This is a genomic window from Pseudomonas sp. Xaverov 83 (assembly GCF_019352905.1).
In the GTDB taxonomy this organism is placed as follows: domain Bacteria; phylum Pseudomonadota; class Gammaproteobacteria; order Pseudomonadales; family Pseudomonadaceae; genus Aquipseudomonas; species Aquipseudomonas yamanorum.
Genome location: NZ_JAAAFU010000011.1, coordinates 249,582 through 276,340 on the forward strand (window position 1 = coordinate 249,582; position 26,759 = coordinate 276,340).

Sequence of the window (26,759 nt, forward strand, 5' to 3'; positions counted from 1 at the left end):
GACTATTTTCGGCGGCGCCCCTGTGTTTGCGGCATAAGCACCACCTGACGCGCAGCCCTGCACCTTTGCCTGCGTAAAAGGTAAACTTCGCCCCCTGCGCAGGAGCAACCATGAATTATCGTCACGCCTTTCACGCCGGCAACCACGCCGATGTCTTCAAACACCTGACCCTGACCCGCCTCATCGCCCTGATGTCGCGCAAGGAACAGCCGTTTGCCTATCTCGACACCCACGCCGGTATTGGTCTGTACGACCTGCAGGGCGACCAGGCGAACCGTACCGGTGAATACCTGGAAGGCATCGCCCGCCTGTGGGGCCAGACCGACCTGCCGCCGCTGACCGCCGACTACATGCGTGTGCTGCACGAGATGAACCCGGATGGCGAGTTGCGCTACTACCCGGGCTCACCGGAGCTGGCGCGACGTCTGACTCGCCCTCAGGATCGCGTGTTGCTCAATGAGAAGCACCCGGAAGACGGCCTGCTGCTCAAGGACAACATGAAGGGCGACCGTCGGGTGAAAGTGCACCTTGGCGAAGGCTGGCACGTGCCACGGGCATTGCTGCCGGTGCCGGAAAAGCGTGCACTGATGCTGATTGATCCGCCGTTTGAAAAGCTCGACGAGATGCAGCGCTGCGCCGCGTCCCTCAAGGAAGCCGTGAGCCGGATGCGCCAGACAGTGGCTGCGATCTGGTACCCGGTGAAGGACCAGCGCATGTTGCGTCGTTTCTACCAGGACCTGGCCGGTACCGGTGCACCGAAGTTGCTGCGGGTGGAGTTGTTGGTGCATCCGCTGGACACGCCGAACACCCTGACCGGTTCGGGTCTGGCGATTGCCAATCCGCCGTGGGGCTTGGAGGAAGAATTGCGTGAGCTGCTGCCGTGGTTGTCCAAGCAGCTTGGGCAAACCCAGGGTGGGTGGCAGATGGATTGGCTTATCGCCGAGTAACTGATCGTTCCCACGCTCTGCGTGGGAATGCATCCTGTGACGCTCTGCGTCACGAATTTCAGAGCAGACGCGGAGCGTCCAGAGCGGCATTCCCACGCAGAGCGTGGGAACGATCTTGTGCAATCAGATCGGGCAGGTCACGCCGGTGCCGCCAATCCCGCAGTAACCCTGCGGATTCTTCGCCAGGTACTGCTGGTGATACGCCTCGGCGAAATACACCGTCGGCGCTTCTTCGATTTCAGTGGTGATGGTGCCCAGGCCGGCCTTGGTCAGTTCATTCTGATAAGCCTGCGCGCTGGCCTTCGCCGCCTCCAGGTGCTCCGGCTTGACCGCATAGATCACCGACCGGTACTGGCTGCCGATGTCATTGCCCTGGCGCATGCCCTGGGTTGGGTTGTGCAGTTCCCAGAACATCTTCAGCAGTTCTTCGTAGCTGATCTTGTCCTGGTCAAACACCACCAGCACCACTTCGCTGTGGCCGGTCAGGCCCGAGCAGACTTCTTCATAGGTCGGGTTTGGCGTGTAGCCACCGGCATAACCCACCACGGTGCTGACGATGCCTTCGCGCTGCCAGAAGCGGCGCTCTGCGCCCCAGAAGCAACCCAGGCCAAAGATCGCAAACTCTACGTTGTCGACAAACGGGCCGAGCAGCGGGTTGCCGTTGACGAAGTGAGTCTCGGGCAGGGACATCGGGGTTTCACGGCCAGGCAAAGCTTGTTCTTGAGTAGGAAGCACGTTTTTGTTCACCAGAATTTCCGAGCGCAAGACCATGATCAGTCCTCTCAGTCAGATTGAGTTACAGGTAAGAATTCAGACTGCCAGTTTGCCCGAGTGTTACCGCGCTGTCAGGCGATTGGCCCGCGAGGATAGCGTTTAAGCTTCTCGATCAACTCGGAACCCGGGATTGGCCGGTCGAACAGGTAGCCCTGGCCGACGTCGCAACGGTGACGGCGCAGGAACGCCAGCTGTTCGGCGGTCTCGATGCCTTCGGCCACCACCTTGAGCTTGAGGTTGTGAGCCATGGCGATCACCGCCGAGGTGATTTCCATGTCGTCCTGGTTGTCCGGGATTTCATGAATAAAGCTGCGATCGATCTTGATGATGTCGATCGGGAATTTTTTCAGGTAGCTAAGTGACGAGTAACCCGTACCGAAGTCATCCATGGCCAGGGTCAGGCCAAAACTCTTCAGTTGGTCGAGTTGCAGGCGGGTGTCTTCGGTGGCTTCCAGCAGCAGGCCTTCGGTCAGCTCCAGTTCCAGCAGGTTGGCGGGCAGCTGTTCTTCCTTGAGGATCGTGGCAATCGAGGCCACCAGGTCCGGGTCGGAAAACTGCTTGGGCGACAGGTTGATTGCCACTTGCAGCTTGCCCAGGCCCGCAGCGGTCAGCTGTCGGCTCATGCGGCAGGCCTGACGGGCGATCCATTTGCCGATAGGGATGATCAGCCCGGTCTCTTCAGCCACGCTGATGAATTGGTCAGGGCGGATCATGCCCTTTTCCGGATGGTTCCAGCGCAACAACGCTTCCATCCCCAGCAGGCGACCGCTGCGCAGGCACAGCTTGGGTTGGTAGAACACGTCGAGTTCGTTCTGGGTCAGGGCGCGGCGCAGGTTGTTTTCCACGAACAGCTTGTAGCTGGCCTCGGCGTTCAGCGCCTCGGTAAATACCTGTACCTGGTGTTTGCCGTTGGCCTTGGCCTTGTGCAGCGCCAGGCCTGCGTTACGCATCAGGGTTTGCGGGTCGCGGCCATGCAGCGGCGCGCAGGCGAGGCCCACGGAGCCGGTGACGCTGATCAACTGGTTGTCGACGAACATCGGCTTGTCGAGGGTGGCCAGCAACTGGCTGGCGACCTGCTGGCCGGTTTCAAGGTCGGTATCGTCCAGCAGCACGGCAAACTCGTTACTGGCAAACCGCGCCAGGCTACCGCTGGCCGTCAGGCTGTTGCGCAGGCGCCGGGCCAGGCTGATCAGCAGTTTGTCGCCGGTCTGGTGGCCGAGGCTGTCGTTGATCCGCTTGAAGTTGTCGATGTCCACCAGCAACAGGCTGATAGGGCTGTCGCTGTCCCGGGCAAAGCGTTCGTCCAGGTTACGGATGAACGCCGGACGGTTGCCCAGGTTGGTCAGGTTGTCGGTATAGGCCAAGCGCTCGATGCGCTGCTGGGCCAGCTTGGTCTGGGTGATGTCTTCGTAGATGCCGATGTAGTGCGTCAGCTCACGGTTGTCGCCATAGACCTTGGAGATCGACAGCTGGCCCCAGTAGGGTTCGAGGTTCTTGCGTCGGCTCTTGAACTCGCCTTGCCAGCTGTTGCTCTTGGCCAGGCTGGAAGGCGCGTCGAACAGCAGCTCGCTGAGGTTCTCCAGCGCCGGCAGTTCCGACAGCTGGTGGCCGTGGACTTCTTCGGTGCTGTACTGGGTGATCGCGGTAAAACTGGGGTTGACGTATTCCACCACGCCGTCGCAATTGACCAGCAGGAACGCGTTGGCGCTTTGCTCCACGGCCCGCTGGAACAAGTGCAGCGCGCTGGTGGCGGTACGGCGGTTGTGGTTGTTGATCACCTGGGCGAACTGGTCGGCCAGCTCGCCGGCAAAGGCGATCTCGTCGGACTGCCAGACGCGGGTGCTGCCACTTTGCTCCAGGCACAACACCCCGACCACATTGCCATCGACCCGGATGCTGGCGTCGAGCATGGCGTGGATGTCACGCGGGCGCAGGCTCTCGACCATTTCCCGGGTGCGTGGGTCGCGAAGGGCGTTGTTGGCATCGATGGCGCGGCTGGTTTGCAGGGCTTCCAGGTAGTCCGGGAAGCCACTGGCATCGATAGGCTCGGGCAGGTGGTGCTGCTGATCGGCGCGGTGATAGGCGGAAATCGGCACCAGGTGCTGGTTCTCGAGGTTCCAGATGCTGGCGCAGTCGATTTGGTAGATATCGCAGGCACTGCGGGTGATCAGTTCGGCGGCTTCTTGCAGCGAGTTGTTGGTGCTGTAGCGCTGGCGGGCCAGCAGCAGGATCAGTTCCTGCTGGGCGCGCACTCGCTCAAGGTGTTGCAGCTGTTCCTGCTGGGCGCGCTGGTTGAGTTCCAGGGCGATCTGCAAGCGGCTGTTCTGGCTTTCGAGATCCACGGCAGGGGCCAGTGAAATATCACTGAACAGGCCATCGACCACCATCAGGTAGCCACGCAGCAGGTGACGGTTGTGTTGTTTGTAGGCCTCACCCAGCTCCAGCAGGCTCAATGGGCCGTCATGGGTGTGCAGGGTGTAACGCACCAGGTAATGGGGGCTGATGGTCAGCTGTTCCTGGATCGCGTCATGCAGCTGATAACGCGCTTGGGGTTCCATCAGGCTGGCGTAGGGGGAGCCGACCAGGGCGCACAGTTCGACGGCGGGCAGGCCGAATTGGCGTTCGCAATTGGGGTCGAGGTACAGCAGGGCCCAGCTTGCCTCATTAAGCCGCTCGAAACGCAGCATACCGAGGCGCGAAGGCACCGGTAATTGCGTCACTACCTCGGCCGCCGTACGGGCGACATCGGGTTGGCTTTTCATGGGGAAACTCGCTTGGAAAAATGCGCTTCGCGCCGGGCTCACGCCCTCTTTACTGTTGCCTGCGGCAAGGTTGCATCATGCGGCACGGGCTGACAAGAGAGGATGAAGGCTAAGTGCTATAAGTGGGTTATCGGCCAGCGAACGGTTTTCTACAACCGGGGTGATGGGCGGTGTACAACCTCGATTTCCGTGTCCAGGTTTTGCCTGGAAAGCAGGCAAAAAAAGCCCCGCCAATTGGCGGGGTTGAGGTACGAGCGTGGCGCTCGGAAATCGGTGAAGCCAGGTCTCCTGCATGGGCAGAAGACCTGTTGTGGCTTAAAGCAGGATGGTGCGGATGTCGTTCAGCAACTGGCTCAGGCGCTGGGTGAAGCGTGCGGCAGCCGCGCCGTTGATCACACGGTGATCGTAGGACAGCGACAGTGGCAGCATCAGCTTCGGCTGGAACGCTTTACCGTCCCATACAGGCTGGATAGTGGCCTTGGAAACACCCAGGATCGCCACTTCCGGCGCGTTGACGATTGGCGTGAAGCCAGTACCGCCAATGTGGCCGAGGCTGGAGATGGTGAAGCACGCGCCCTGCATATCGTCCGGGGTGAGCTTCTTGTCGCGGGCCTTGGCAGCCAGTGCAGCGGCCTCAGCGGCAAGCTGCAGCAGGCTCTTCTGGTCGACGTTCTTGATGACCGGTACCAGCAGGCCATCCGGAGTGTCGACTGCAAAGCCGATGTGCACGTACTTCTTGCGAATGATCGCCTTGCCGCTAGGTGCCAGCGAACTGTTGAAGTCCGGCAGTTCCTTGAGCAGGTGTGCGCAAGCCTTGAGCAGCAGGGGCAGCACGGTCAGCTTCACGCCGGCCTTCTCGGCCACGGCTTTCTGCGCAACGCGGAAAGCTTCCAGGTCGGTGATGTCGGCCTGGTCGAACTGGGTCACGTGCGGGATGTTCAGCCAGCTGGCGTGCAGGCCTGCCGCGCCGATTTGCATCAGGCGGGTCATCGGCACTTCTTCGATTTCGCCAAAGCGGCTGAAGTCGACGGTGCGGATCGGCGGAATGCCCGAACCACCGGTAGCGCCACCGGCTGCCGGAGCTTCCTTGGCCTTCTGCATCATGGATTTGACGTAAACCTGCACGTCTTCCTTCAGCACGCGGCCGTGTGGGCCAGTGGCCGACACAGCGCTCAGCTCGACGCCGAATTCACGGGCCAGTTGGCGCACGGCAGGGCCGGCATGAACCTTGGCACCGCTTGGCGCAGGTGCAGCCGCCGGAGCCGGTGCGGCCTCGGCTTTTGCAGCAGGCGCAGGGGCGGCAGCAGGTGCAGCTTCAGCCTTGGCGGCCGGAGCAGCGGCGGCTGGAGCGGCAGCAGCAGGAGCCGAAGCGCCCGCGACTTTCAGTTTGAGGATGAAGTCACCAGTGCCGACTTCGTCTTCCAGCTTCACGGCAATGCTTTCCACCACGCCGGCAGCCGGCGAAGGGATTTCCATGGAGGCTTTGTCGGACTCCAGGGTGATCAGCGACTGGTCGGCTTCGACGGTGTCGCCGACTTTAACCAGCAGCTCGATGATCTTGGCCTTGCCCGACGAACCGATGTCCGGAACATGAATGTCCTGGACAGTAGCGGCGGCAGGCGCTGCCGGTGCAGCAGCCGGGGCCGCAGGGGCCTCGGCAGCAGCGGCAGGTTTTTCAGCGGCAGCAGGGGCCGCAGCAGGAGCGGCCGCCGCAGGGGCCGCATCAGCGGCACCTTCGATTTCCAGCTCAAGCAGTTCGTCGCCTTCTTTCAGGCGATCGCCCAGCTTCACTTTCAGGCTCTTGACCACGCCGGCCTTGGGAGCAGGAATTTCCATGCTCGCCTTGTCCGACTCCAGGGTCAGGATGCTCTGGTCGGCTTCGACGGTGTCGCCGACCTTCACAAACAGTTCAATTACTTCACCTTCACCGCTGCCGATGTCAGGTACGCGAATGAGTTCGCTCACAGAAAGTCTCCTCAGCAGTCCAGTGGGTTGCGTTTTTCCGGGTTGATCCCGAACTTGACGATAGCGTCAGCTACCACCTTAGGTTCGATTTCACCACGGTCAGCCAAGGCTTCCAGGGCTGCCAACACCACGAAGTGACGGTCGACTTCGAAGAAGTGACGCAGCTTCTTGCGGCTGTCACTACGGCCGAAACCGTCGGTGCCCAGGACTTTGAATTCCTTGGACGGTACCCACTGACGAATTTGTTCAGCAAACAGCTTCATGTAGTCGGTAGAGGCGATAACCGGACCCTTACGGCCAGCCAGGCACTCTTCAACGTAGGTGCGCGCAGGCTTCTGGCCCGGGTGCAGGCGGTTGCTGCGCTCTACGGCCAGGCCGTCGCGACGCAGTTCGTTGAAGCTGGTAACGCTCCATACGTCAGCGCCGACGTTGAACTCTTCACGCAGGATTTTTGCCGCTTCACGCACTTCGCGCAGGATGGTGCCGGAGCCCATCAGTTGCACGTGGTGAGCAGCTTCCTTGGTGTCTTCTTCGAGCAGGTACATGCCCTTGATGATGCCTTCCTCGACACCGGCCGGCATGGCTGGTTGCTGGTAGGACTCGTTCATCACGGTGATGTAGTAGAAAACGTCCTGCTGTTCTTCGGTCATCTTCTTCATGCCGTCCTGGATGATCACCGCCAGCTCATAGCCGTAGGTTGGATCAAAGGTGCGGCAGTTCGGGATGGTGCCCGCCAGGATGTGGCTGTGGCCGTCTTCGTGTTGCAGGCCTTCGCCGTTCAGCGTGGTCCGGCCGGCAGTACCGCCGATCAGGAAGCCACGGGTACGGCTGTCGCCTGCTGCCCAAGCCAGGTCGCCAATACGCTGGAAACCGAACATCGAGTAGAAGATGTAGAACGGCAGCATCGGCTGGTTGTGGCTGGAGTACGACGTACCGGCAGCGATGAAGGAGCTCATGGCGCCCGCTTCGTTGATGCCTTCTTCGAGGATCTGGCCCTTCTTGTCTTCCTTGTAGAACATCACCTGGTCTTTATCGACTGGCTCGTAGAGCTGGCCGACGGAGGAGTAGATGCCCAACTGACGGAACATGCCTTCCATACCGAAGGTACGGGCTTCGTCCGGGATGATCGGCACGATACGCGAGCCGATTTCCTTGTCCTTGACCAGCTGCGCGAGGATCCGCACGAAGGCCATGGTGGTGGAGATTTCACGGTCGCCCGAACCGTCCAGGATAGCCTTGAGGGTATCCAGTGGCGGAGTCGGGATGTTGAAGCTCTTGGCGCGGCGCTGTGGCACGAAACCGCCCAGTGCAGTGCGACGCTCGCTGAGGTAGCGGGCTTCGGCGCTGTTTGGCTCTGGCTTGAAGAACGGCAGGTTCTCCAGCTCTTCGTCCTTGACCGGGATGTCGAAGCGGTCGCGGAACAACTTCAGGCTGTCGACATCGACTTTCTTGGTGTTGTGCGCGGTGTTCTTCGCTTCGCCGGCACCGGTGCCATAACCTTTGATGGTCTTGGCCAGAATGACGGTTGGTTGCTCTTTGTGGTTGACCGCTTCGTGGTACGCCGCGTAGACCTTGTACGGGTCGTGGCCGCCACGGTTGAGTTTCCAGATCTCGTCGTCGGACAGATCAGCAACCATCGCCTTGAGCTCTGGCGAGTTGAAGAAGTGTTCACGTACGAACGCGCCGTCTTTGGCTTTGTAGTTCTGGTACTCGCCGTCGATGACTTCGTCCATGCGACGTTGCAGGATACCGTCGACGTCTTTGGCCAGCAGTGGGTCCCAGAAACGGCCCCAGATGACTTTGGTCACGTTCCATTGAGCACCGCGGAACACGCCTTCGAGTTCCTGGATGATCTTGCCGTTGCCGCGAACCGGGCCGTCGAGGCGCTGCAGGTTGCAGTTGATGACGAAGATCAGGTTGTCCAGCTTCTCGCGGCCAGCCAGGGAGATGGCGCCTAGGGATTCCGGCTCGTCACACTCGCCGTCGCCCAGGAAGCACCAGACTTTCTGCTTGCCTTCAGGGATGAAGCCACGGGCTTCCAGGTACTTCATGAAGCGTGCCTGGTAGATCGCCTGGATCGGGCCCAAGCCCATGGATACCGTCGGGAACTGCCAGAAATCAGGCATCAGCCAAGGGTGCGGATAGGACGAGAGGCCCTGGCCGTCGACTTCCTGGCGGAAGTTGTTCATTTGCTCTTCGGTGATGCGGCCTTCCATGAACGCACGGGCGTAGACGCCTGGCGAGGTGTGACCCTGGAAGTAGATCAGGTCGCCGCCGTGTTCTTCGGTCGGGGCCTGGAAGAAGTAGTTGAAGCCAATGTCATACAGGGTTGCGCTGGAAGCGAAGCTGGAGATGTGACCGCCCAGGTCAGAATCTTTCAAGTTCGTGCGCATTACCATCGCCATGGCGTTCCAGCGTACCAACGAGCGAATGCGGCGTTCCATGAACAGGTCGCCAGGCATGCGTGCTTCGTGGGTTACCGGGATGGTGTTGCGGTACGGCGTGGTGATGGCGTAGGGCAGTTGCGAGCCGCTGCGGGTCGCGAGTTCGCCCATACGGGTCATCAGGTAGTGAGCACGGTCTTCGCCTTCTTTGTCGAGAACCGATTCCAGGGCGTCCAGCCATTCCTGGGTTTCGACGGGATCGAGGTCTTGCATGGCTTGCTCCAGGGCGGAAAGGCTACCAGAATCGGTTGCCTGAAGTTTGCGACTGGCCTTGTGGGCAGACGACATAAATTCTTGGATGGCCGAAGGTTGCTTCGGCGTCCTGTAGTTTTACTACAAATCGTCGGCCATTTCAGCCTTTCGAATGTATATACGAGTAGTAAAACTACACAAGACTGAGCGGATTGCTCGGTCTAGCTGGCGAGCATAATCGTTATTGTTGATCTTTTGCGAACAAGAAAGGGTAGAGAATTGATGTTGACTGCCAAAAAAGAAAAATTTTCAGCTATTTCTAACCTTTGTTCGACAGTCCTTCACCGAGCGTGGTTCTTGCGTTCACAGCTACAAGCCCTTTACGCGCCGATCAAGGATAGACCATGAGCCTTCCAATGCAGGCCGAACTACCGGCCATCCTGCTTCCATTTGCCAAGCGGGCCGAGCAGTCATTTCGTGACGCCGTGGCCGGATTGGACGGCGATAATGGCCTTTCTGAGTGGACGCCGCAACGTTGGGCTGACTTCGCCCGTGTGTGCGCCGCCAGTGATTTCGTCATTGAACAGAGTGTTCGTGACCCTTTGATGTTGCTGGAACTGGTGGCCTGGGGCGAGCTGGACCGCGGCTTTGCCCCCGGCGAGCTGTGCGGGCAGATTGCGGTTGCCGTGCAGCAAGCCCAGACAGAAGACGAGCTGGGCCGCGTTCTGCGACGCCAGCGCACGCGCCAGCAAGTGCGGATCATCTGGCGCGACCTGACCCGACAGGCGGACCTGGTGCAAACCTGCCGCGATCTATCGGACATGGCTGACGCCAGCATCGACCAGGCGTATCAATGGTTGTACCAGCGCCACTGCGCCTTGTTCGGCACCCCCACTGGTCGTCGCAGCGGTGAACCGCAGCACATGGTCATCCTCGGCATGGGCAAGCTCGGTGCCGTGGAGCTGAACCTGTCGTCCGATATCGACCTGATCTTTGCCTACCCCGAAGGCGGCGACACGGTCGGCGTGAAGCGCTCTCTGGATAACCAGGAATTCTTCATCCGTCTTGGTCAAAAACTGATCAAGGCCCTGGACCCGATGACCGTCGACGGCTTTGTGTTCCGCGTCGACATGCGCCTGCGGCCCTACGGTTCAGCCGGGGCGCTAGTGCTCAGCTTCAACGCGCTGGAGCAGTACTACCAGGATCAGGGCCGCGACTGGGAACGCTACGCCATGATCAAGGCGCGGGTGGTGGCGGGTGACCAGGTGGCTGGCGCACAACTGCTCGACATGCTGCGACCGTTTGTCTACCGGCGTTACCTGGACTTCTCCGCCATCGAAGCGCTGCGCACCATGAAGCAGTTGATCCAGCAGGAAGTGCGGCGCAAGGGCATGGCCGAGAACATCAAGCTGGGCTCGGGCGGCATTCGTGAAGTCGAATTTATCGCCCAGGCGTTCCAACTGATCCACGGCGGCCGCGACCTGAGCCTGCAACAACGCCCGCTGTTAAAAGTGCTGGGCACCCTGGAAGGCCAGGGCTACCTGCCACCGGCGGTGATTGCTGAGCTGCGCGATGGCTATGAATTCCTGCGCTACACCGAGCACGCGATCCAGGCGATTGCCGATCGCCAGACGCAGATGCTCCCGGACGGCACCGAAGACCAGGCGCGGATTGCCTTCATGATGGGGTTCCCGGACTGGGCTGCGTTCCATGAGCGCCTGATGTACTGGCGTGGCCGGGTGGACTGGCATTTCCGCCAGGTGATTGCCGACCCGGATGAAGAAGAGGGCGAAGAGCGCGAGCTGGTGGTGGGCGGTGAGTGGTTGCCGTTGTGGGAGGAGTCCCAGGACGAAGAAGCGGCTTGCCGACAGTTGCAGGAGGGTGGTTTTGCCGACGCGCCCAAGGCCTTGAAAGCCTTGGCCGGCCTGCGCAGCAGTCCACAACTGCGTGCCATGCAGCGATTGGGTCGCGAGCGCCTGGATGCGTTTATCCCACGTCTGCTGGCCCAGGCTGTCGAGCACGCCAACCCGGATCTGGTGCTGGAGCGCGTCCTGCCCTTGGTCGAAGCCGTCGCCCGGCGTTCCGCTTATCTGGTGCTGCTGACGGAAAACCCCGACGCCCTGCGTCGCCTCCTGACCCTGTGCGCCGCCAGCCCGTGGATTGCCGAACAGATCACCCGCTTCCCGCTGCTGCTGGACGAATTGCTCAACGAAGGACGCCTGTTCAAGCCGCCGCTGGCGCCGGAACTGGCCGCCGAATTGCGCGAGCGCCTGACACGTATCCCCGAAGATGACCTTGAGCAGCAGATGGAAGCCCTGCGTCACTTCAAACTGGCCCACCGCCTGCGGGTGGCCGCTTCGGAAATCGCCGGCAGCCTGCCGCTGATGAAAGTCAGCGACTACCTGACCTGGCTCGCCGAAGCCATCCTCGAGCAAGTGCTGGCCCTGGCCTGGCGCCAGACCGTCGCCCGTCACGGCTCGCCGCAACGGGTGGACGGCACCTTGTGCGATCCTGGCTTCATCATTGTCGGTTATGGGAAAGTCGGCGGCATCGAATTGGGGCATGGTTCGGACCTGGACCTGGTGTTTATTCATGACGGTGACCCGCAAGCCGAAACAGACGGGGCGAAGCCGATCGACGGCGCGCAGTTCTTTACCCGACTGGGCCAGCGGATCATTCACTTGCTGACCACCCAGACCAACTCCGGGCAATTGTATGAGGTGGACATGCGCCTGCGGCCTTCGGGCGCATCCGGTTTGCTGGTGAGTTCCCTGGGCGCCTTTGCGCGCTATCAGGAAAACGAAGCCTGGACCTGGGAGCACCAGGCTTTGGTACGTGCGCGGGTGCTGGTGGGCAGTCAGGATGTGGGGCGTGCTTTCGAGCAGGTGCGGGCGCAAGTGCTCGGCCGTGCACAGGACCTGGACAAGCTGCGCCAGGAGGTCAGCGAGATGCGCGCCAAGATGCGCGACAACCTCGGTACCAAGTCCACGGCGGCGGGAACGGCGGCGAATGCCTTCGAACCCACGGTGGCGTTCGACCTCAAGCAGGACGCCGGAGGTATCGTCGATATTGAATTTATGGTGCAATACGCGGCTTTGGCGTGGTCTGCGCAACATCCATCGTTGCCGCGCTACACCGACAATATCCGCATTCTGGAAGGGCTGGAGCAGGTCGGGCTGATGCCCGCTGCCGATGCCCATTTGCTGCGCGAGGTGTATAAAGCCTACCGTTCCGCCGCTCACCGCCAGGCCTTGCAGAACGAGGCCGGGACCGTTGCCGGGGATCAGTTCGCTGACGAACGGCGCCAGGTGCAGCGAATCTGGCATGAACTGGGGTTAAGCTGAAACACTATATAAGGCGGGGAGGCATGAGCCTCCCCGTATCGTTTGTGGAAACTACATGAATATTCTGATCGTTGGGCCCAGTTGGGTCGGTGACATGGTGATGGCACAGACACTGTTCCAGTGCCTGAAACAACGCCATCCCGACTGCCAAATCGACGTGCTCGCCCCCGAGTGGAGCCGGCCGATTCTTGAGCGTATGCCCGAGGTGCGTCAGGCTTTGAGCTTCCCGCTCGGCCATGGCGCGCTGGAACTGGCGACCCGTCGACGTATCGGCAAGTCCCTGGCTGGCCAGTACGATCAGGCGATACTGTTGCCCAACTCGATGAAATCGGCGCTGGTGCCGTTCTTCGCCGGTATTCCCAAGCGCACCGGCTGGCGTGGCGAGTTTCGCTATGGCCTGCTCAATGATGTGCGCAAGCTCGACAAGGCCCGCTACCCGCTGATGATCGAGCGCTTCATGGCCCTGGCCTACGCGCCGGGTGCCGAGCTGCTTGCACCGTATCCGCGCCCGAGCCTGCAAATCGACCCGGTTACCCGCGACGCAGCCCTGGCCAAGTTCGGCCTGGAGCTGGACCGTCCGGTGCTGGCGCTGTGCCCTGGCGCCGAGTTTGGCGAGTCCAAGCGCTGGCCGTCGGAGCATTACGCCAAGGTCGCGGAGATGAAGATTCGCGAGGGCTGGCAAGTCTGGTTGTTTGGCTCGAAAAACGATCATTCGGTGGGCGAGGACATTCGCCAGCGTCTGATCCCGGGCCTGCGGGAAGAAGCCGTCAACCTCAGCGGCGACACGTCCCTGGCCGAGGCCATCGACTTGCTGTCCTGCGCCGATTCGGTGGTGTCCAACGACTCTGGCCTGATGCACGTGGCCGCGGCGCTGAACCGCCCGCTGGTAGCGGTGTACGGCTCTACATCTCCCGGGTTTACCCCACCGTTGGCCGACAAGGTCGAAGTGGTGCGCCTGGGCCTGGATTGCAGCCCGTGTTTTGATCGCACCTGCCGCTTCGGCCACTACAACTGCCTGCGCCAGTTGCTGCCGCAACCTGTCAGCGACGCGTTGCAGCGGTTGCAGGGCACTGTGGTCGAGGTCCGTTAAGTTGCGGGTTCTGGTAATCAAGACCTCATCCCTGGGCGACGTGATTCATGCCTTGCCGGCGTTGACCGACGCGGCGCGGGCGATCCCGGGCATCCGGTTTGACTGGGTGGTGGAAGAAGGCTTCGCCGAGATTCCCACCTGGCACCCGGCGGTGGACAAGGTGATCCCGGTGGCGATCCGCCGCTGGCGCAAGAACCTCTGGCAGACCTTCAAGAGTGGCGAATGGCGGCGCTTCAAAAAGAGCGTGCAGTCGACCAAATACGACTTGGTGATCGATGCTCAGGGCCTGTTGAAAAGCGCCTGGCTGACCCGCTACGTACGTGCTCCCGTTGCCGGCTTCGACAAGCAGTCGGCTCGCGAACCGTTGGCGGCGCACTTCTATTCCCGGCGTTTGGCCGTGGCCCGTGGGCAGCATGCGGTGGAGCGTTTGCGCCAGCTGTTTGCCGTCGCACTGGGCTACGACCTTCCCAAGGGCTTGGGCGACTACGGCCTCAGCGTCGACAAGCTGCTGGGCCTGCCGCCGAAAAAACCGTTTGTACTGCTGCTGCACGGCACCACCTGGGACACCAAGCACTGGCCGGAAGCCTACTGGCGCGACCTGGCCGAACGCATGGACCGCTTCGGCGTGGACGTGAAGTTGCCGTGGGGCAATGCCGCCGAAAAGGCTCGGGCTGAACGCTTGGCCAGCGGCCTGAAGAACGCTGAAGTGCTGCCCAAGCTGAACCTGGCGGGCGTGGCGCGAGTGCTGGCGAGTGCCAAGGCGTGTGTCGCAGTCGACACCGGTCTTGGTCACTTGGCGGCCGCGCTGGATGTGCCGACGATTTCCCTGTTCGGCCCCACCAATCCAGGCCTGACCGGCGCCTACGGCAAGGCGCAGGTCCACCTGGCCAGCGATTTTCCGTGTGCGCCGTGCCTGCAAAAGAAATGCACCTATCAACCGACCGCTGAAGACCAGCGCCGGTTTGATCTCAAGCGCGAGTGGCCCCTGTGCTTCACTCGCCTGAACCCTGAGCGTGTCGCAACGCGATTAAGCACGTTGTTATTGGCTGAGGAACACTGATGCAACTGGCTTTTGTCCTCTACAAGTATTTCCCCTTTGGTGGCCTGCAGCGCGACTTCATGCGCATTGCCCTGGAGTGCCAGAAGCGCGGCCACAAGATCCGCGTCTACACGCTGATCTGGGAAGGTGACGTGCCGCCGGGCTTCGAAGTGCTGGTGGCGCCGGTCAAGGCGTTGGTCAACCATCGGCGCAATGAAAAGCTCTACGCCTGGATCCAGGCCGACCTGGCCAAGCGCCCGGTGGACCGCGTGGTGGGCTTCAACAAGATGCCGGGGTTGGACCTGTACTTCGCCGCCGACGGTGTGTTCGAAGACAAGGCGCAGACCCTGCGCAACCCGATGTACCGCTGGTTTGGCCGATACAAGCACTTTGCCGAATACGAGCGTGCGGTGTTCGACAAGGACGCCAAGACGCAGATCATGGTGCTGTCCGAGCACCAGCAGCAGCTGTTCACCCAGTATTACGGCACCCAGGCCGAGCGTTTTCACTTGTTGCCGCCGGGTATCGCCCGCGACCGCCGCGCGCCGCCCAACGCTGCCGAGATCCGCGCTGAGTTTCGTCGCGAATTCGGCCTGGCCGAAGATGATTTGCTGCTGGTGCAGATCGGCTCGGGCTTCAAGACCAAGGGCGTCGATCGCAGCCTCAAAGCCGTGGCCGCGCTGCCGTCGAACCTGAAGAAACGCACCCGGCTATTTGTAATCGGCCAGGACGACCCCAAAGTATTCCAATTGCAGAGTGCTGCGCTGGGCCTGGGCGATCAGGTGCAGTTCTTCAAGGGGCGCAGCGATATCCCGCGCTTTCTGCTGGGCGCGGACCTGTTGATCCACCCCGCGTACAACGAGGCGGCCGGCATGGTGCTGATCGAAGCGGTGGTCGCCGGCCTCCCGGTACTGGTGAGCAAGGTCTGCGGTTACGCGTTTTACATCGACAAGGCCCAGAATGGCCGGGTATTGGACGAACCGTTCGAGCAGGCCCAACTCAATCAGTACCTGGTCGACATGCTCGACGATCCACAAGCGCGCGCGGCCTGGAGCCGCAATGGTCTGGCCTTCGCTGAGACGGCCGACCTCTATAGCATGCCGCAGTACGCTGCGGACCTGATTCTGGCGGAGCCAAACCGATGAAGTTGATTCTTGCCGAACCGTTCAAGACCCTGTGGGCCGGACGCGATGCGTTCGCCGAAGTCGAGAAGCTGGACGGTCAGGTGTACCGTGAACTGGATGCCCGCCGTACCTTGCGTACGGAAGTGGACGGCCACGGCTTTTTCGTGAAGATCCACCGGGGGATCGGCTGGGCCGAAATCCTCAAGAACCTGATCACCGCCAAGTTGCCGGTGTTGGGCGCGGGCCAGGAATGGCTGGCGATCCAGCGTTTGCAGGAAGTGGGCGTACCGACCATGACCGCCGTCGCTTACGGCGAAAAGGGCAGCAACCCGGCGGACCAGCACTCATTCATCGTCACCGAAGAACTGGCGCCGACCGTCAGCCTCGAAGACCTGAGCATGGACTGGGTCAAGCAGCCGCCGGCGCCTGTGATCAAGCATGCGCTGATCGCCGAAGTGGCGCGCATGACCGGCATGATGCACCGCGCCGGGGTCAACCACCGTGACTGCTACATCTGCCATTTCCTGCTGCACACCGACAAGCCGCTGGTAGCCGATGATTTCAAGCTGTCGGTGATCGACCTGCACCGTGCCCAGGTACGTTCGAAGATTCCGTTGCGCTGGCGCAACAAGGACCTGGCCGCGCTGTACTTCTCGGCCCTGGACATCGGCCTGACCCGCCGCGACAAACTGCGCTTCCTCAAGGGTTACTTCCAGCAGCCACTGCGCCAGATTCTCGCTGAAGAAGCCGCCTTGCTGGGATGGCTGGAACGCAAGGCGGCCAAGCTCTACGACCGCAAGCAACGCTACGGGGATGCGCTCTGATGGCGGGTTGGAACCTGGAACCCGCTTACGCCGCCCTGGCGGATGACTTTGGTAGCCTGGAAGCCGTGTTCGCCCTGCAAGGCGAGCGGCTGACCCGCGATCCACTATCCGAAGTGATTCGCGTGGAGCGCGGTGGGGTCAACTATTACGTCAAGCGCTACGTCGGCGCGGGCAAGGGGTTGCGCCGCTACCTGGGCAAGCCACGGGTCAAGTCTGAATGGCAGAACCTCAAGCGCTTCGCCAAGTGGGGCATTCCCACCGCCGACGTGATCGCCTGGGGCCTGGAACGCAAAGGCCTGGCTTATCACCGTGGGGCGATGATCACGCGCGAGCTGCCCAAGACCGAAGATTTGTCGGCATTGGCCGAGCGCAATGACCCGCAACTGTCCGACCCGGTGTGGGTCAACAAGATCAGTCGCCAGCTCGCTGAATACACGCGGACCATGCACGACCACCGGTTTACCCATAACGATTTGAAGTGGCGCAACTTGTTGGTGGACGACCAGCAAACCCTGTACCTGATCGATTGCCCCAACGGCGATTTCTGGCGCGGGTTCTGGCTCAAATACCGTATCACCAAGGACCTGGCCTGCCTGGACAAGGTCGCCAAGTATCACTTGTCGGCCACCCAGCGCCTGCGCTTCTACATGCAATACCGTCAGCGCAAGCACCTGAGCGCGGCGGACAAACAGCGAATTCGCCACGTGGTGAAGTTTTTCGAGGGGCGAGAATGAGTGATTTCCTGGCGGCCGAAGATCGAGCATTGCTTGAGCGCAACGGCCTCGGCACTTTCGACGCGCTGTGGGCCAAGCAACTGGATGCCGTGGACGAGCCCAATACCAGCCGCGGCGGCTGGAGCAGCGTGTTTCGCCTCGAACTCGAAGGCCAGGGCTACTACCTCAAGCGCCAGAGCAACTACCTGACGCGCACCTTGCACCGCCCGTTTGGCGAGCCGAGTTTTGCCCGCGAGTTTCGTAACATCAGCCGCTATCGGCAGTTGGGTATTCCGGCGTTGCAGGCGGCGTTTTTCGGTGAGCGCAAAGTGGCCGGAGAGCATCGGGCGATGTTGCTGACCCGGGCGCTGGATGGTTGGAATGATCTGGATTCATTGCTGGAGCAATGGTCTGAGTTGAGCGACGTGCAGCAGCGGGCAATCCTGCTGGCCTGCGGTCAGCTTGCTCGTCAGTTGCACAGCGTGGGCCAGGTGCATGGCTGTTTTTATCCCAAGCATATTTTCCTGCAGGCCACCGGCGACGGGTATGCGGCACAATTGATCGACCTGGAGAAAACCCGCCCGCTGCTGTTTGGCTGGCGTGATCGGGTCAAGGACCTGGAACCGCTGTTGCGCCGTGCGCCGCAATGGTCGGACGATCAGGTGCGCCAGCTGTTGGCGGCGTATCTGGATCAGCCTGAGAGCAGCGCGTTGGTCGCCACTTGGCATCAGCGCCTGGCAGCCCGTCGTACTCACAAGGAGAAGCGCTGATGCGTTTGTCCGAACTGAAAAATGCCGGCCGTACACCCAGCCTGCCCTTGAGCATCGAGCTGGCGGACGCTGCCGGGCCTGGGCAGTTGCAATTGCTCAGTTTGCTGCGGGTATTGCCGGGCCAGCGCTATGTCGGCGCAGCCGTGTGGCGCGGGCGCCCGGTGCTGGCCAAACTGCTGGTGGGCAGCAAGGCGGCGCGGCATTTTCAGCGTGAACTCAGGGGCGTGCGGTTGTTGGCTGAGCAAGGCCTGACCACGCCGCTGTTGCTGGCCGATGGTCTGCAAGAAGGTGAGGGCGGTTGGCTGCTGTTCGAGTTTCTGGAAGGCGCCGACAGCCTGGCCGATGCCTGGCATGCCGTCGAAGCCTTGCCGCCGCTGGCTGACGAGCAGCAGGCGGTGCTGGCCGAAGCGCTGGGTGCGATTGCGCAGATGCACGCCAAAGGCTTGTGGCAGGAAGACCTGCACCTGGACAACCTGCTGCGCCAGGACGGCAAGCTGTATCTGATCGATGGTGCCGGGATCTGTGTCGAAGAGGCGGGCAAGCCGCTGTCGCGCAACCGGGTGCTGGAAAACCTCGGGGTGTTTTTCGCACAGTTGCCGAAAAACCTCGAGCCATTTACCGAAGAGCTGCTGGTGCATTATCTGCTGAGCAATGGCGAGCATGCCTTGCCGCTGGAAGCGCTGCAAAAGCAGGTACGTAAAGTCAGTGCCTGGCGCTTGAAGGATTTCCTGAGCAAGGTTGGCCGTGAGTGCACGTTGTTCAGTGTGGTGCGCGGGCCATTCGCGTTGCGCGCGACCCGTCGTGAGGAAGAAGCGTCGATGCTGCCGGTGCTGGAGCAGGCCGACGCGCTGCTGGATCAGGGCCACCTGTATAAGACCGGTGGTGCAGCCAGTGTCGCCAAGGTCGAGGTGGGCGGTCGGCCCCTCGTGATCAAACGCTACAACATCAAGGGTTTTGCCCATTGGCTCAAGCGTTTCTGGCGGCCGAGCCGGGCCTGGCATTCGTGGCGCGAAGGCAATCGCCTGGCGTTCCTCGGTATCGCCACGCCCAAGCCGCTGGCGTTGCTGGAAAAGCGTTTCCTGTGGCTGCGCAGCCGGGCGTACCTGGTGACCGAGTACCTGCCGGGGCCGGACATCATCGAGCGGTTTGCGCCGTACGTTGAAAGTGGCGAGGCGCCCGAGGCCGAATTGCAGGCCCTGGATTACTTGTTTGCAGAGTTGATCCGCGAGCGCATCAGCCATGGGGATTTCAAGGGGCACAACCTGTTCTGGCACACGGATCGCTGGGCGCTTATCGACCTTGATTCGATGTGTCAGCACACGTCCTTGAGCAGCTTCGCTCCGGCATATGCCAGGGATCGGGCAAGGTTTATGCGTAACTGGCCTGAGAGCAGTGCGTTGTATCGGGTGATTGACCAGCGGTTGCCAAAGGCAGTGGGGTAGGGGTTTTGGGGCCGCTGCGCGGCCCAACGGGAGCAAGCTCCCTCGCCACAAGTTCGATGTCAGTTTCTAAAAGGTGTACTCGGCGCCTGCGCCGGCGTACCACGAGCGTCCCGGCGCTGCTTCGTAATAGCGGCCATTGCCGTCTCCGACAATCACCGACCCTACGTACTGGCGATCCAGCAGGTTATCCAAGCGCAGGGTTTGGTGAAACGTCCAGTGCTCCACCTTCTGCTCAAACCGTGCGCGCCAGTTGAATACGCTGTAGCCCGGTGCCGCGTGTTGCTGGTTGGTGTCTTCGACGTAGACCTTGCTGCGGTACATGCCTTCCAGGGCGGTGCTGACCCAGTCCCGGGGTTTCCAGTTCAGTTCGGCGAATAACGTGGTTTGCGGGACGCCGGGGAGGTAGTTGCCTTTGTCCACCGGTTTGCCGCCGCCGATGAAGTCGCTGTCGTAGGTGGCTTGCAGGCGGGTGTAGGCGATGTTGGTGCTCCACTGTTCGCTGAGCTGGCTTTCGATGCCCAGTTCGAAGCCGCGGCGCAGGGTGCGGCCGGCGTTCTGGTAGCTGGTGCGGCCGCCGATCGATTGATCCACCACCAACTCGTCCTCGGTGGTGATCTGGAAGACAGCGGCGTTGATCCGGGTGTCGCTCAGCTGTGCCTTCAAGCCCACTTCATATTGCGTGCTTTCAGACGGCTTCAGGCCGAAGTTGAACCCTTCGATATTGCCTGGCGCATAGGCCAACTCCGCCTGAGTCGGCGTCTCGAAACCCTTGCCGGCACTGATGTAGCCGTGCAGGTCGGGCGTGAAGGCGTACATCACGCTGACGGACGGCGTGTTCTTCTGGTAGGTCTTGTTGCCGCTGGAGTCGCCGTTACTCAGGAACTGGTCGTCGACGTCCAGTTCCATGGTGCTGTGGCGGACTCCGGCTTGCAGGGTCCAGCGGTCGATGGCCCAGTTGGCCTGGATGTAGGGGTCGAGGCTGCGGGCGGTGTCGATTTCATCCCGGCGTAGCTGGCCTTTTACGCCAAGGGTGTTGCCGCTGTAGTTCTGGTAGCCGTGGCGGCTGTCTTCGCTCTGGTCGAAATCCAGGCCGGTGATGATCATCAGCTCGCCCGGCACGCTGTCGATTGGCTGCATCCAGCGCACGGAGCCGCCGTAGAACTTGCGGTCGAACTGCACCACGCCGCCGCCGCGTTCGTTGGCGGGCGTTCCCTTGGGAATCGACAAATACTGAATCACACTCCGCCGCCCGGTATAGGCATTCACCTGCAGCGTTGCCTCACCAAAGTACCGCTCGTAATTCATCCCCACTTGCTGGTGGTCAATGCTCTTGCGGGTGTTGTACAGCTCGGCGGCGCTGCTGACCGAGCGCGGGTCAGCCTTGTATGCATCCCACGCCTGCCCAAGCGGATCCTGGGTGCCGTTTTGCTCCAGGCTGCTGTAGATCAGCGCCAGCTTGCTGTCTTCATCGGGCTCGAAATTCAGCTTGGCAAAGGTCTGGTCGCGGCGGGCGCTGCTGTGGTCGCGATAGCCATCGGTGTCCATGCGCGAGGCGTCCAGCACAAAACCTGCGCCGTCTGCCGCGCCTTCGGCGGTCAGATGGTTCTTGCTCAGGCCGTCACTGCCCACCAGCGTCTCGGCGCCGATGCGCGGTGGGCCTTCGCCGTTGCGGGAAAACATCTGGATTACGCCGCCCGCATTGCTGCCATAGAGCGTAGCGGCCGGGCCGCGCAGGACTTCGATGCGCTCGGCGGTGTCGAGGTTGAACGTGGCGGCCTGGCCCTGGCCGTCCGGGGTGCTGGCAGGGATGCCGTCGGCGATCAGCTTGATACCGCGCACCCCAAACGCCGAGCGGGCACCGAAGCCACGGGAGGAAATCTGCAAGTCCTGGGCGTAGTTCTGGCGGTTTTGAACCACCAGGCCAGGCACGCGGGACAAGGCTTCGGAGGCATTGATGCCCAGTTGGCCGTCGCTGATTTGCTCACGGCTGATGCTGTCCACGGAATAAGGCAGGTCAAACGACGGGCTAGCGCTACGCGAGCCGGTGACCACGCTGGGGTCGAGGACCAGCGGAGCCTCGTCGGCCAGGGCGCCGTTACACAGTCCCAGAAGGCCGGGAAGCAACAGGGCGAAGCGTTTGGGGGCAGCAACTTTCATGAGTAAACCAGCATCCATGACGCACAAAAGTGCGCGAGTTTAACGATTCAGCCAGCTTTTACCATTTCGGAATCCTCCTACATGGCGCGGCGGTGCACGGGGTCTGGGGCACGAACAGGGCCAATGTTAGCGTTGCTGACCATTCAGAGGGCTGGCCATGACACTAAAAATGACTGCTGCGCTAAGCATTGGAATCCTTGTGTTGAGCGGCTGTGGAACGGCCAATACGGTATTGCGCGAGGATGCGGCAGCGGCACGTGAACTCAGAAAGCAAAAAACCTATTGCCAGTCGATTCCTCGTGTCTACAGTGGCGTCGCCTTCGATTTCTGCCTGCTGCATGCCGTGCCGGACCCTACTGGAATACTGGTGCCGTTCGTTCTATTGGATATAACGGTCTCGGGCATTGTTGATACAGTAGCCCTGCCCTACACGGTTTATCGCCAAGGTACCGATGGCAACATCAGTATTTATTGGCGCCCGGGTTCATAAACGGATCCAGTAGGGTTATATGGGCCAGGGATGAACGCCCACACTTATGCCAAATGGAGTTGTCCGTGAGTCTTGCAACCAAATGTCTTCTCGCCGCTGTACTGGTATCCACCACCGGTTGCGGCACCATCAACACGGTGTTTCGCCCGGACGCCGTTGCCAGCCAGAACCTCAAGGAATCGCGCAGTTATTGTGAAAACGTGCCGCGTATCTACAGTGGGGTGATCTACGGTTTTTGCACACTGAACGGCGCCCCCGACACCACCAAAGAGCACACCCGCGATGCCTCCGGCTCCCTGCCGATCTTCGCCGCCGAGCTCGTGGGCTCCGGCTTGCTCGACACCCTCGTGCTGCCCTACACGGTTTACCGCCAGAACAGGGACGGCAGCATCGAGATATTCCGCTAGGTCTGCAGTGACAACCGGTCGCCACAATCCCTAGATCATCCCGCGCCGTGTTTACGCTATAATCCCGCCCTTTAGCTGTTTCTCGCCCAGGCGAGAAGCACACTTTTTTCAGGCGTGACGCGCCTGCATGCAGACTAAAAGAGGCTAGACCCCTGTGGCATTGACGATTCTTGGCCTGTCCGGCGCCCTTAGCCATGATCCTTCCGCAGCCTTGTATATCGACGGCAAGCTGATCGCTGCCGCCGAAGAAGAGCGCTTCGTACGCGACAAACATGCAAAGAACCGCATGCCCTACGAGTCGGCGAAGTTCTGCCTGGAACAAGCCGGTATCAAGCCTTCCGACGTTGACGTGGTCGCGATTCCGTTCGCCCCCATCAGCCTGTTCGGCGAGGCCCGCTGGCACTATGCCAAGCGTTACTGGTACGCCCCGGACCGCGCCCTCGATGCGATCCTGATGGGCAACCGTCGCTACAAGCGCTATCGCAACAAGATCGTCTGGTGCCTGGAGCAACTGGGCTTCGATCCGAAGAAAATCAAGATCGAACCGGTTGAACACCACCTGGCCCACGCTTCCAGCGCCTACCACTGCTCGGGTTTCCAGGAGAAGACCGCGATTCTCGGGATCGACGGCAAGGGCGAGTACGCCACCACCTTCTTCGGCTACGGCGAAAACGGCAAGATCCACAAGATCAAGGAATTCTACGATCCGGACTCCCTCGGCGGCCTGTATGGCGCGATCACCGAGTTCCTCGGTTTCGAGATGCTCGACGGTGAGTTCAAGGTCATGGGCATGGCGCCGTATGGCGATGCCAGCAAGTACGATTTCTCGCGCCTGGCCTCCTTTGAAAACGGCGAGCTGGTGATCAACACCGACTACGCCAACGTCATCGGCCTGCGCCGCTACAAAGAGAAGGGCAAGGGGTTCTACTTCTCGCCGAAGCTGATCGAGTGGCTGGGTCCGAAGCGCGAAGGCGATATCGCCGACGAGCCGTACATCCACTACGCGGCCAGCATGCAGGCACTGTTCGAGAAGCTGGCGTTGCAGATGATCGACCATTACCTGGGCGACATCCTCAAAGACACCGGCAAGCTGGCCTTCGCCGGCGGCTGTGCACTGAACGTCAAGCTGAACCAGAAGATCATTGCCCGTGACGACGTCAAGGAGCTGTTTGTACAGCCGGCGTCCGGCGATGCCGGCACCGCGGTCGGTGCGGCAGCCTACGTGTCCCACGCCCGTGGTGTACCGGTGGAGAAGATGGAACACGTCTATCTCGGCCCGTCCTACAGCAACGAAGACGTGATCGCCGCGTGCGCCAAGCACGAGAGCAAGCCGGTCTGGCGCAAGATCGAAAACATGCCCAAGCGCATCGCCAAGATCATGGTCGACGGCAACCCGGTGGCCTGGTTCCAGGGCCGCATGGAGTTTGGCCCGCGTGCCTTGGGCGGTCGTTCGATCATCGGTTGCCCAAGCGCTACCGGCGTGGCTGACCGGATCAACCACCAGATCAAGTTCCGCGAGCGCTGGAGGCCATTCTGCCCGTCGATGCTCGACACCGTTGCGCCACAGATGATCAAGGTCGATCACCCGGCGCCGTTCATGACCTTCACCTTCGAGGTGTCGGAAGAGTGGAAAACCCGCGTGCCGGAAGTGGTCCATGAAGATGGAACCTCCCGTGCCCAGGTGCTCAAGCGCGAATACAACCCGCGCTACTACGACATGATGAAAGAGCTGGAAGTGCTGACCGGCAACGGCGTGTCGCTGAACACCTCGCTCAACCGTCGTGGTGAAGCGATGATCTGCTCGCCGACTGATGCGCTGAACATGTTCTTCGGTTCCGACCTGCAGTACTTGATCATGGAAGACATCCTGGTGGTCAAGGACGGCGTGGACCCTTATGACGCTGTGGTTTAAATGCTGAACCGCTTCCAGGGCTGGCGTGAACGTGGCTGGACGCCTGTCGAGGCCGAGGTTTACGCCCAGGCCTGGCAGCGTTTTGGTGGCAGCGTGGCAACCCATCCGCAGATCGTCGAACGGCTGGCGCACCTGGCGCAGATTCCGGTGCGTTACCTGGGCTGGGAGCAGGACGGCGAGCTGAAAGGTGCAATTGCTACCTGGGGGCGCGACCTGGCCCTGTCCAAGGACGTGCTCAAGCGCAAAGGCAAAAAAGGCCTGTTTGATCTGGGTAACGCCGAGATCATCCTGCCGATTGCCGCCGATGCGCAGTTGCCGCTGCGCCATCGCGCGCGTTATCTCTCTGCACTGAATGAGGGGCGCGTAAGCACCCTCAAGCCCCAGGCCGAGCAGTTGGCCATGGCGCGCACACCGGAAGAGCTGTCGAAGAAGTTTCGCTACAACCAGCGCCGCGAACTGCGTTTGCTGGAAGAGGCGGGCGGCGTGGTGCGGGCGGTCAGCGAGTTTTCCAGCAGCGAACTGGCGGCGATTTACTGCGACCTGTTCCAGCGGCGCTGGGGTTTCCCGGCCGCAGGGGCCGAACGTCTGGCCGAAGTGCTGGAGCTGCTCAAGGAGTTCCTGTTCGGCTCGGTGCTGTTTCTCAATGACGCTGCGATTGCCGTGCAACTGGTGTATCAGGTGCAGGCGCCGGAATGGGTCAGCGCCGAGTACGTCAACGGCGGTGTCGACCCGGAAACCAAGGCATTCAGTCCTGGCAGCGTGTTGAGCTTCCTGAATACCCAAAGTGCCTGGGAGCAAGCGCGGGCCAGTGACAAGCCGCTGCGTTTCTCCTTCGGGCGTTCCGATCGTGAATACAAGGAGCGCTGGTGTAATCCAGTGCCGGTGTTCAGCGTATGAGTCGCAAACAGCAACTGCTCAAGCAGCATCGGCGCAACAAGCGTATTGTGTTGTTGGTGGGCCTGTTGCTGCTGGTGGCCGTGGGTGTGCTGGTGGCCTGGTGGTTGCCGCTGCTGCTGGCCGTGGTGTTGTGGGCCGCGCATGAAGCCTGGTTTGCCGACCATCTGTTCTACTCGCCTAAAGACGACTATGAGTACGCGTTTCCTGAAGGGAGCGAGTGCGCGGGGCTGCGTCTTGAAGCAGGACGCCTGCTGTTGGACGTGCCCTTGGTGGGCGATGAAACCCTGATCGTAGGGGTTGAACTCAAAAGCTCGTGGCTGGGGCGTTTTTTCGATCCTGCGGTAGAGGTGTCGGGCCTGGATGCACCAGACCGGCAAGTCTTCGAGCGAGGTGTCGCAGGGCGGCGCTATCTCAACCTGACAGGCATGGGCGAAGCGCTGTCCGGAGGTAAGCTGCGCTTGCGCGGGCGTTTCTGCCGGATCAAGGGGCAGCCGACGCTGTGGTTGTTCCGCCAGCCGGATTACCGTCACCAGCGCGTGATGGTCATTGCGCCCCATGCCGACGATGCCGAGCTGGCCGCCTTCAGCCTCTACAGCCAAGCCGATGAGAGCTGGATCGTCACCCTTACAGCGGGCGAAATCGAAGCCGATCACTATCAGCAAATGGGCATGCCCAAGGCCGATGCCGCACGCCTAAAAGGCCGCCTGCGTGCCTGGGATAGCGTCACCGTGCCGCGTTGGGCGGGCGTACCCGAGGCGCAGTGCGTGCAGTTGGGCTACTTCTGCATGCAACTGCCGGCGATGCAGGCCGCGCCAGATCAGCCCCAGGCTTCCCGGGAAGCCCAGTTGGACGATACGCGGCTGTTTCGCCAGTTCAATGCCCTGGCCTTGCCCGGGGATGTGGACGGTGCCCCGACCTGGAACAACCTGATTGCCGACCTCCGGGCGTTGCTGCTCAAGGCGCGCCCCCAGGTGATCGTGTTGCCAACACCGCTGCTGGATCCGCACCCGGATCACATCTGCGCCCACGCCGCGATCCTCGAAGCCTTGCAAGGCCTGGAGTGGCAGCCGGGTACATTGCTCGGCTACGCCAACCACCTGCATGATAATGATCGTTGGCCCATGGGCGACTCGGGCGCTGGCGTGGCCTTGCCGCCGCGTTTTGATGCTGCGCTTGAACTGGTGCCTTGCAGCTTGCCGCTCACGCTGAACCAGCAGCAAGACAAGGCCATGGCCCTGGGCATGATGCACGACTTGCAGCCGCGGGCGCCGTTCAAGCGCCGCGTGCGCAGGTGGTTGCAGCAATTATTGGCGGGCCGTAGTCCATCGCCTTACGGAGAGAATGAATTCTTCCGCAAGGCGGTGCGCCGCCATGAATTGCTCTGGGTTTTAAAGCAGGATTGAGACCTTATTGAAGGCAGGCTTGCAGGGCCTGCCGCCCCTTTTTCGCCGGGCTGCGTGCCCGCA

General features: G+C 61.4%; 19 protein-coding genes. 14 read left to right on the plus strand and 5 right to left on the minus strand.

Translation table 11 applies throughout. From position 1 onward, the window contains the following. Positions 1-110: 110 nt before the first annotated feature. Positions 111-947: a 23S rRNA (adenine(2030)-N(6))-methyltransferase RlmJ gene (locus K0H47_RS05580; RefSeq protein WP_093202466.1), complete on the plus strand. Its 837-nt coding sequence runs from the start codon at positions 111-113 to the stop codon at positions 945-947. Between the two features lie 123 nt (positions 948-1,070). Here the strand turns inward: K0H47_RS05580 and msrA are convergent, their stop codons facing one another. The 4 genes from msrA to aceE form a co-directional block, all read right to left on the minus strand. Next, positions 1,071-1,718 carry a peptide-methionine (S)-S-oxide reductase MsrA gene (gene msrA / locus K0H47_RS05585; protein WP_063033432.1) on the minus strand — a complete coding sequence of 216 codons (648 nt, stop codon included), beginning with the start codon at positions 1,716-1,718 and terminating at the stop codon, positions 1,071-1,073. Positions 1,719-1,792: 74 nt separating this feature from the next. After that, a complete protein-coding gene (locus K0H47_RS05590; protein ID WP_063033431.1) occupies positions 1,793-4,483 on the minus strand; it encodes a bifunctional diguanylate cyclase/phosphodiesterase in 2,691 nt (896 codons plus the stop codon). A 315-nt stretch (positions 4,484-4,798) separates the two neighbouring features. Next, the gene (gene aceF, locus K0H47_RS05595) at positions 4,799-6,448 is read right to left on the minus strand and encodes a dihydrolipoyllysine-residue acetyltransferase (RefSeq protein ID WP_063033430.1); all 1,650 of its coding nucleotides are present in this window, start codon (positions 6,446-6,448) and stop codon (positions 4,799-4,801) included. A gap of 11 nt (positions 6,449-6,459) precedes the next feature. Beyond that, complete coding sequence (gene aceE, locus K0H47_RS05600) at positions 6,460-9,105, minus strand: pyruvate dehydrogenase (acetyl-transferring), homodimeric type (RefSeq protein WP_063033429.1); 2,646 nt, start codon at positions 9,103-9,105, stop codon at positions 6,460-6,462. A gap of 383 nt (positions 9,106-9,488) precedes the next feature. Here aceE and glnE point away from each other — a divergent pair, with 383 nt between their 5' ends. Genes glnE through K0H47_RS05640 form a run of 8 tightly spaced genes read left to right on the plus strand, consistent with a single transcriptional unit; the run spans position 9,489 to position 19,430 of the window. Continuing rightward, positions 9,489-12,428, plus strand: coding sequence for a bifunctional [glutamate--ammonia ligase]-adenylyl-L-tyrosine phosphorylase/[glutamate--ammonia-ligase] adenylyltransferase (gene glnE / locus K0H47_RS05605; protein ID WP_219272154.1), 2,940 nt, complete (start codon positions 9,489-9,491; stop codon positions 12,426-12,428). 55 nt (positions 12,429-12,483) lie between these two features. Further along, positions 12,484-13,518 (plus strand): lipopolysaccharide heptosyltransferase II, encoded by a 1,035-nt coding sequence (waaF, locus tag K0H47_RS05610; protein WP_093202457.1) that lies wholly within the window; start codon positions 12,484-12,486, stop codon positions 13,516-13,518. A 1-nt stretch (position 13,519) separates the two neighbouring features. After that, positions 13,520-14,578: a lipopolysaccharide heptosyltransferase I gene (waaC, locus tag K0H47_RS05615; protein WP_017478297.1), complete on the plus strand. Its 1,059-nt coding sequence runs from the start codon at positions 13,520-13,522 to the stop codon at positions 14,576-14,578. Continuing rightward, positions 14,578-15,702, plus strand: a complete 1,125-nt coding sequence (locus tag K0H47_RS05620) for a glycosyltransferase family 4 protein (RefSeq protein ID WP_201143018.1) — start codon at positions 14,578-14,580, stop codon at positions 15,700-15,702. Before waaC ends, K0H47_RS05620 begins: the two co-directional genes overlap by 1 nt. After that, positions 15,699-16,505 carry a lipopolysaccharide core heptose(I) kinase RfaP gene (gene rfaP / locus K0H47_RS05625; RefSeq protein ID WP_063033425.1) on the plus strand — a complete coding sequence of 269 codons (807 nt, stop codon included), beginning with the start codon at positions 15,699-15,701 and terminating at the stop codon, positions 16,503-16,505. Before K0H47_RS05620 ends, rfaP begins: the two co-directional genes overlap by 4 nt. Continuing rightward, the gene (locus tag K0H47_RS05630) at positions 16,505-17,239 is read left to right on the plus strand and encodes a lipopolysaccharide kinase InaA family protein (protein WP_003209451.1); all 735 of its coding nucleotides are present in this window, start codon (positions 16,505-16,507) and stop codon (positions 17,237-17,239) included. The genes rfaP and K0H47_RS05630 overlap by 1 nt, the downstream gene beginning before the upstream one ends. Beyond that, positions 17,236-17,988, plus strand: a complete 753-nt coding sequence (locus tag K0H47_RS05635) for a lipopolysaccharide kinase InaA family protein (protein WP_063033424.1) — start codon at positions 17,236-17,238, stop codon at positions 17,986-17,988. The genes K0H47_RS05630 and K0H47_RS05635 overlap by 4 nt, the downstream gene beginning before the upstream one ends. Then, positions 17,988-19,430 carry a lipopolysaccharide kinase InaA family protein gene (locus K0H47_RS05640; protein WP_219272155.1) on the plus strand — a complete coding sequence of 481 codons (1,443 nt, stop codon included), beginning with the start codon at positions 17,988-17,990 and terminating at the stop codon, positions 19,428-19,430. The genes K0H47_RS05635 and K0H47_RS05640 overlap by 1 nt, the downstream gene beginning before the upstream one ends. Positions 19,431-19,496: 66 nt before the next feature. On the opposite strand, the gene K0H47_RS05645 is transcribed toward K0H47_RS05640, so the two are convergent. After that, the gene (locus K0H47_RS05645; protein ID WP_219272157.1) at positions 19,497-21,587 is read right to left on the minus strand and encodes a TonB-dependent receptor; all 2,091 of its coding nucleotides are present in this window, start codon (positions 21,585-21,587) and stop codon (positions 19,497-19,499) included. A 157-nt stretch (positions 21,588-21,744) separates the two neighbouring features. Here K0H47_RS05645 and K0H47_RS05650 point away from each other — a divergent pair, with 157 nt between their 5' ends. From K0H47_RS05650 to K0H47_RS05670, 5 genes are all read left to right on the plus strand, one after another. Then, positions 21,745-22,077: a YceK/YidQ family lipoprotein gene (locus tag K0H47_RS05650; protein WP_201143015.1), complete on the plus strand. Its 333-nt coding sequence runs from the start codon at positions 21,745-21,747 to the stop codon at positions 22,075-22,077. Positions 22,078-22,130: 53 nt separating this feature from the next. Next, positions 22,131-22,484 carry a YceK/YidQ family lipoprotein gene (locus K0H47_RS05655; RefSeq protein WP_063033421.1) on the plus strand — a complete coding sequence of 118 codons (354 nt, stop codon included), beginning with the start codon at positions 22,131-22,133 and terminating at the stop codon, positions 22,482-22,484. 154 nt (positions 22,485-22,638) lie between these two features. Further along, on the plus strand, positions 22,639-24,396 hold the full coding sequence (locus K0H47_RS05660; protein WP_063033420.1) for a carbamoyltransferase: 1,758 nt from the start codon (positions 22,639-22,641) through the stop codon (positions 24,394-24,396). Then, entirely contained in the window at positions 24,397-25,293 is an 897-nt protein-coding gene (locus K0H47_RS05665) for a GNAT family N-acetyltransferase (protein ID WP_076015510.1), read from the plus strand. It abuts the gene before it with no gap. Then, positions 25,290-26,696 carry a PIG-L deacetylase family protein gene (locus K0H47_RS05670; RefSeq protein ID WP_219272159.1) on the plus strand — a complete coding sequence of 469 codons (1,407 nt, stop codon included), beginning with the start codon at positions 25,290-25,292 and terminating at the stop codon, positions 26,694-26,696. The genes K0H47_RS05665 and K0H47_RS05670 overlap by 4 nt, the downstream gene beginning before the upstream one ends. Positions 26,697-26,759: the final 63 nt, after the last annotated feature.

Coding starts and splice junctions, on each gene's coding strand:
- K0H47_RS05580 (WP_093202466.1), top strand. CDS start 111: ATGAATTATCGTCACGCCTTTCACGCCGGCAACCACGCCGATGTCTTC.
- msrA (WP_063033432.1), bottom strand. CDS start 1,718: ATGGTCTTGCGCTCGGAAATTCTGGTGAACAAAAACGTGCTTCCTACT.
- K0H47_RS05590 (WP_063033431.1), bottom strand. CDS start 4,483: ATGAAAAGCCAACCCGATGTCGCCCGTACGGCGGCCGAGGTAGTGACG.
- aceE (WP_063033429.1), bottom strand. CDS start 9,105: ATGCAAGACCTCGATCCCGTCGAAACCCAGGAATGGCTGGACGCCCTG.
- glnE (WP_219272154.1), top strand. CDS start 9,489: ATGAGCCTTCCAATGCAGGCCGAACTACCGGCCATCCTGCTTCCATTT.
- waaF (WP_093202457.1), top strand. CDS start 12,484: ATGAATATTCTGATCGTTGGGCCCAGTTGGGTCGGTGACATGGTGATG.
- K0H47_RS05620 (WP_201143018.1), top strand. CDS start 14,578: ATGCAACTGGCTTTTGTCCTCTACAAGTATTTCCCCTTTGGTGGCCTG.
- rfaP (WP_063033425.1), top strand. CDS start 15,699: ATGAAGTTGATTCTTGCCGAACCGTTCAAGACCCTGTGGGCCGGACGC.
- K0H47_RS05630 (WP_003209451.1), top strand. CDS start 16,505: ATGGCGGGTTGGAACCTGGAACCCGCTTACGCCGCCCTGGCGGATGAC.
- K0H47_RS05635 (WP_063033424.1), top strand. CDS start 17,236: ATGAGTGATTTCCTGGCGGCCGAAGATCGAGCATTGCTTGAGCGCAAC.
- K0H47_RS05640 (WP_219272155.1), top strand. CDS start 17,988: ATGCGTTTGTCCGAACTGAAAAATGCCGGCCGTACACCCAGCCTGCCC.
- K0H47_RS05645 (WP_219272157.1), bottom strand. CDS start 21,587: ATGAAAGTTGCTGCCCCCAAACGCTTCGCCCTGTTGCTTCCCGGCCTT.
- K0H47_RS05650 (WP_201143015.1), top strand. CDS start 21,745: ATGACACTAAAAATGACTGCTGCGCTAAGCATTGGAATCCTTGTGTTG.
- K0H47_RS05655 (WP_063033421.1), top strand. CDS start 22,131: ATGGAGTTGTCCGTGAGTCTTGCAACCAAATGTCTTCTCGCCGCTGTA.
- K0H47_RS05665 (WP_076015510.1), top strand. CDS start 24,397: ATGCTGAACCGCTTCCAGGGCTGGCGTGAACGTGGCTGGACGCCTGTC.
- K0H47_RS05670 (WP_219272159.1), top strand. CDS start 25,290: ATGAGTCGCAAACAGCAACTGCTCAAGCAGCATCGGCGCAACAAGCGT.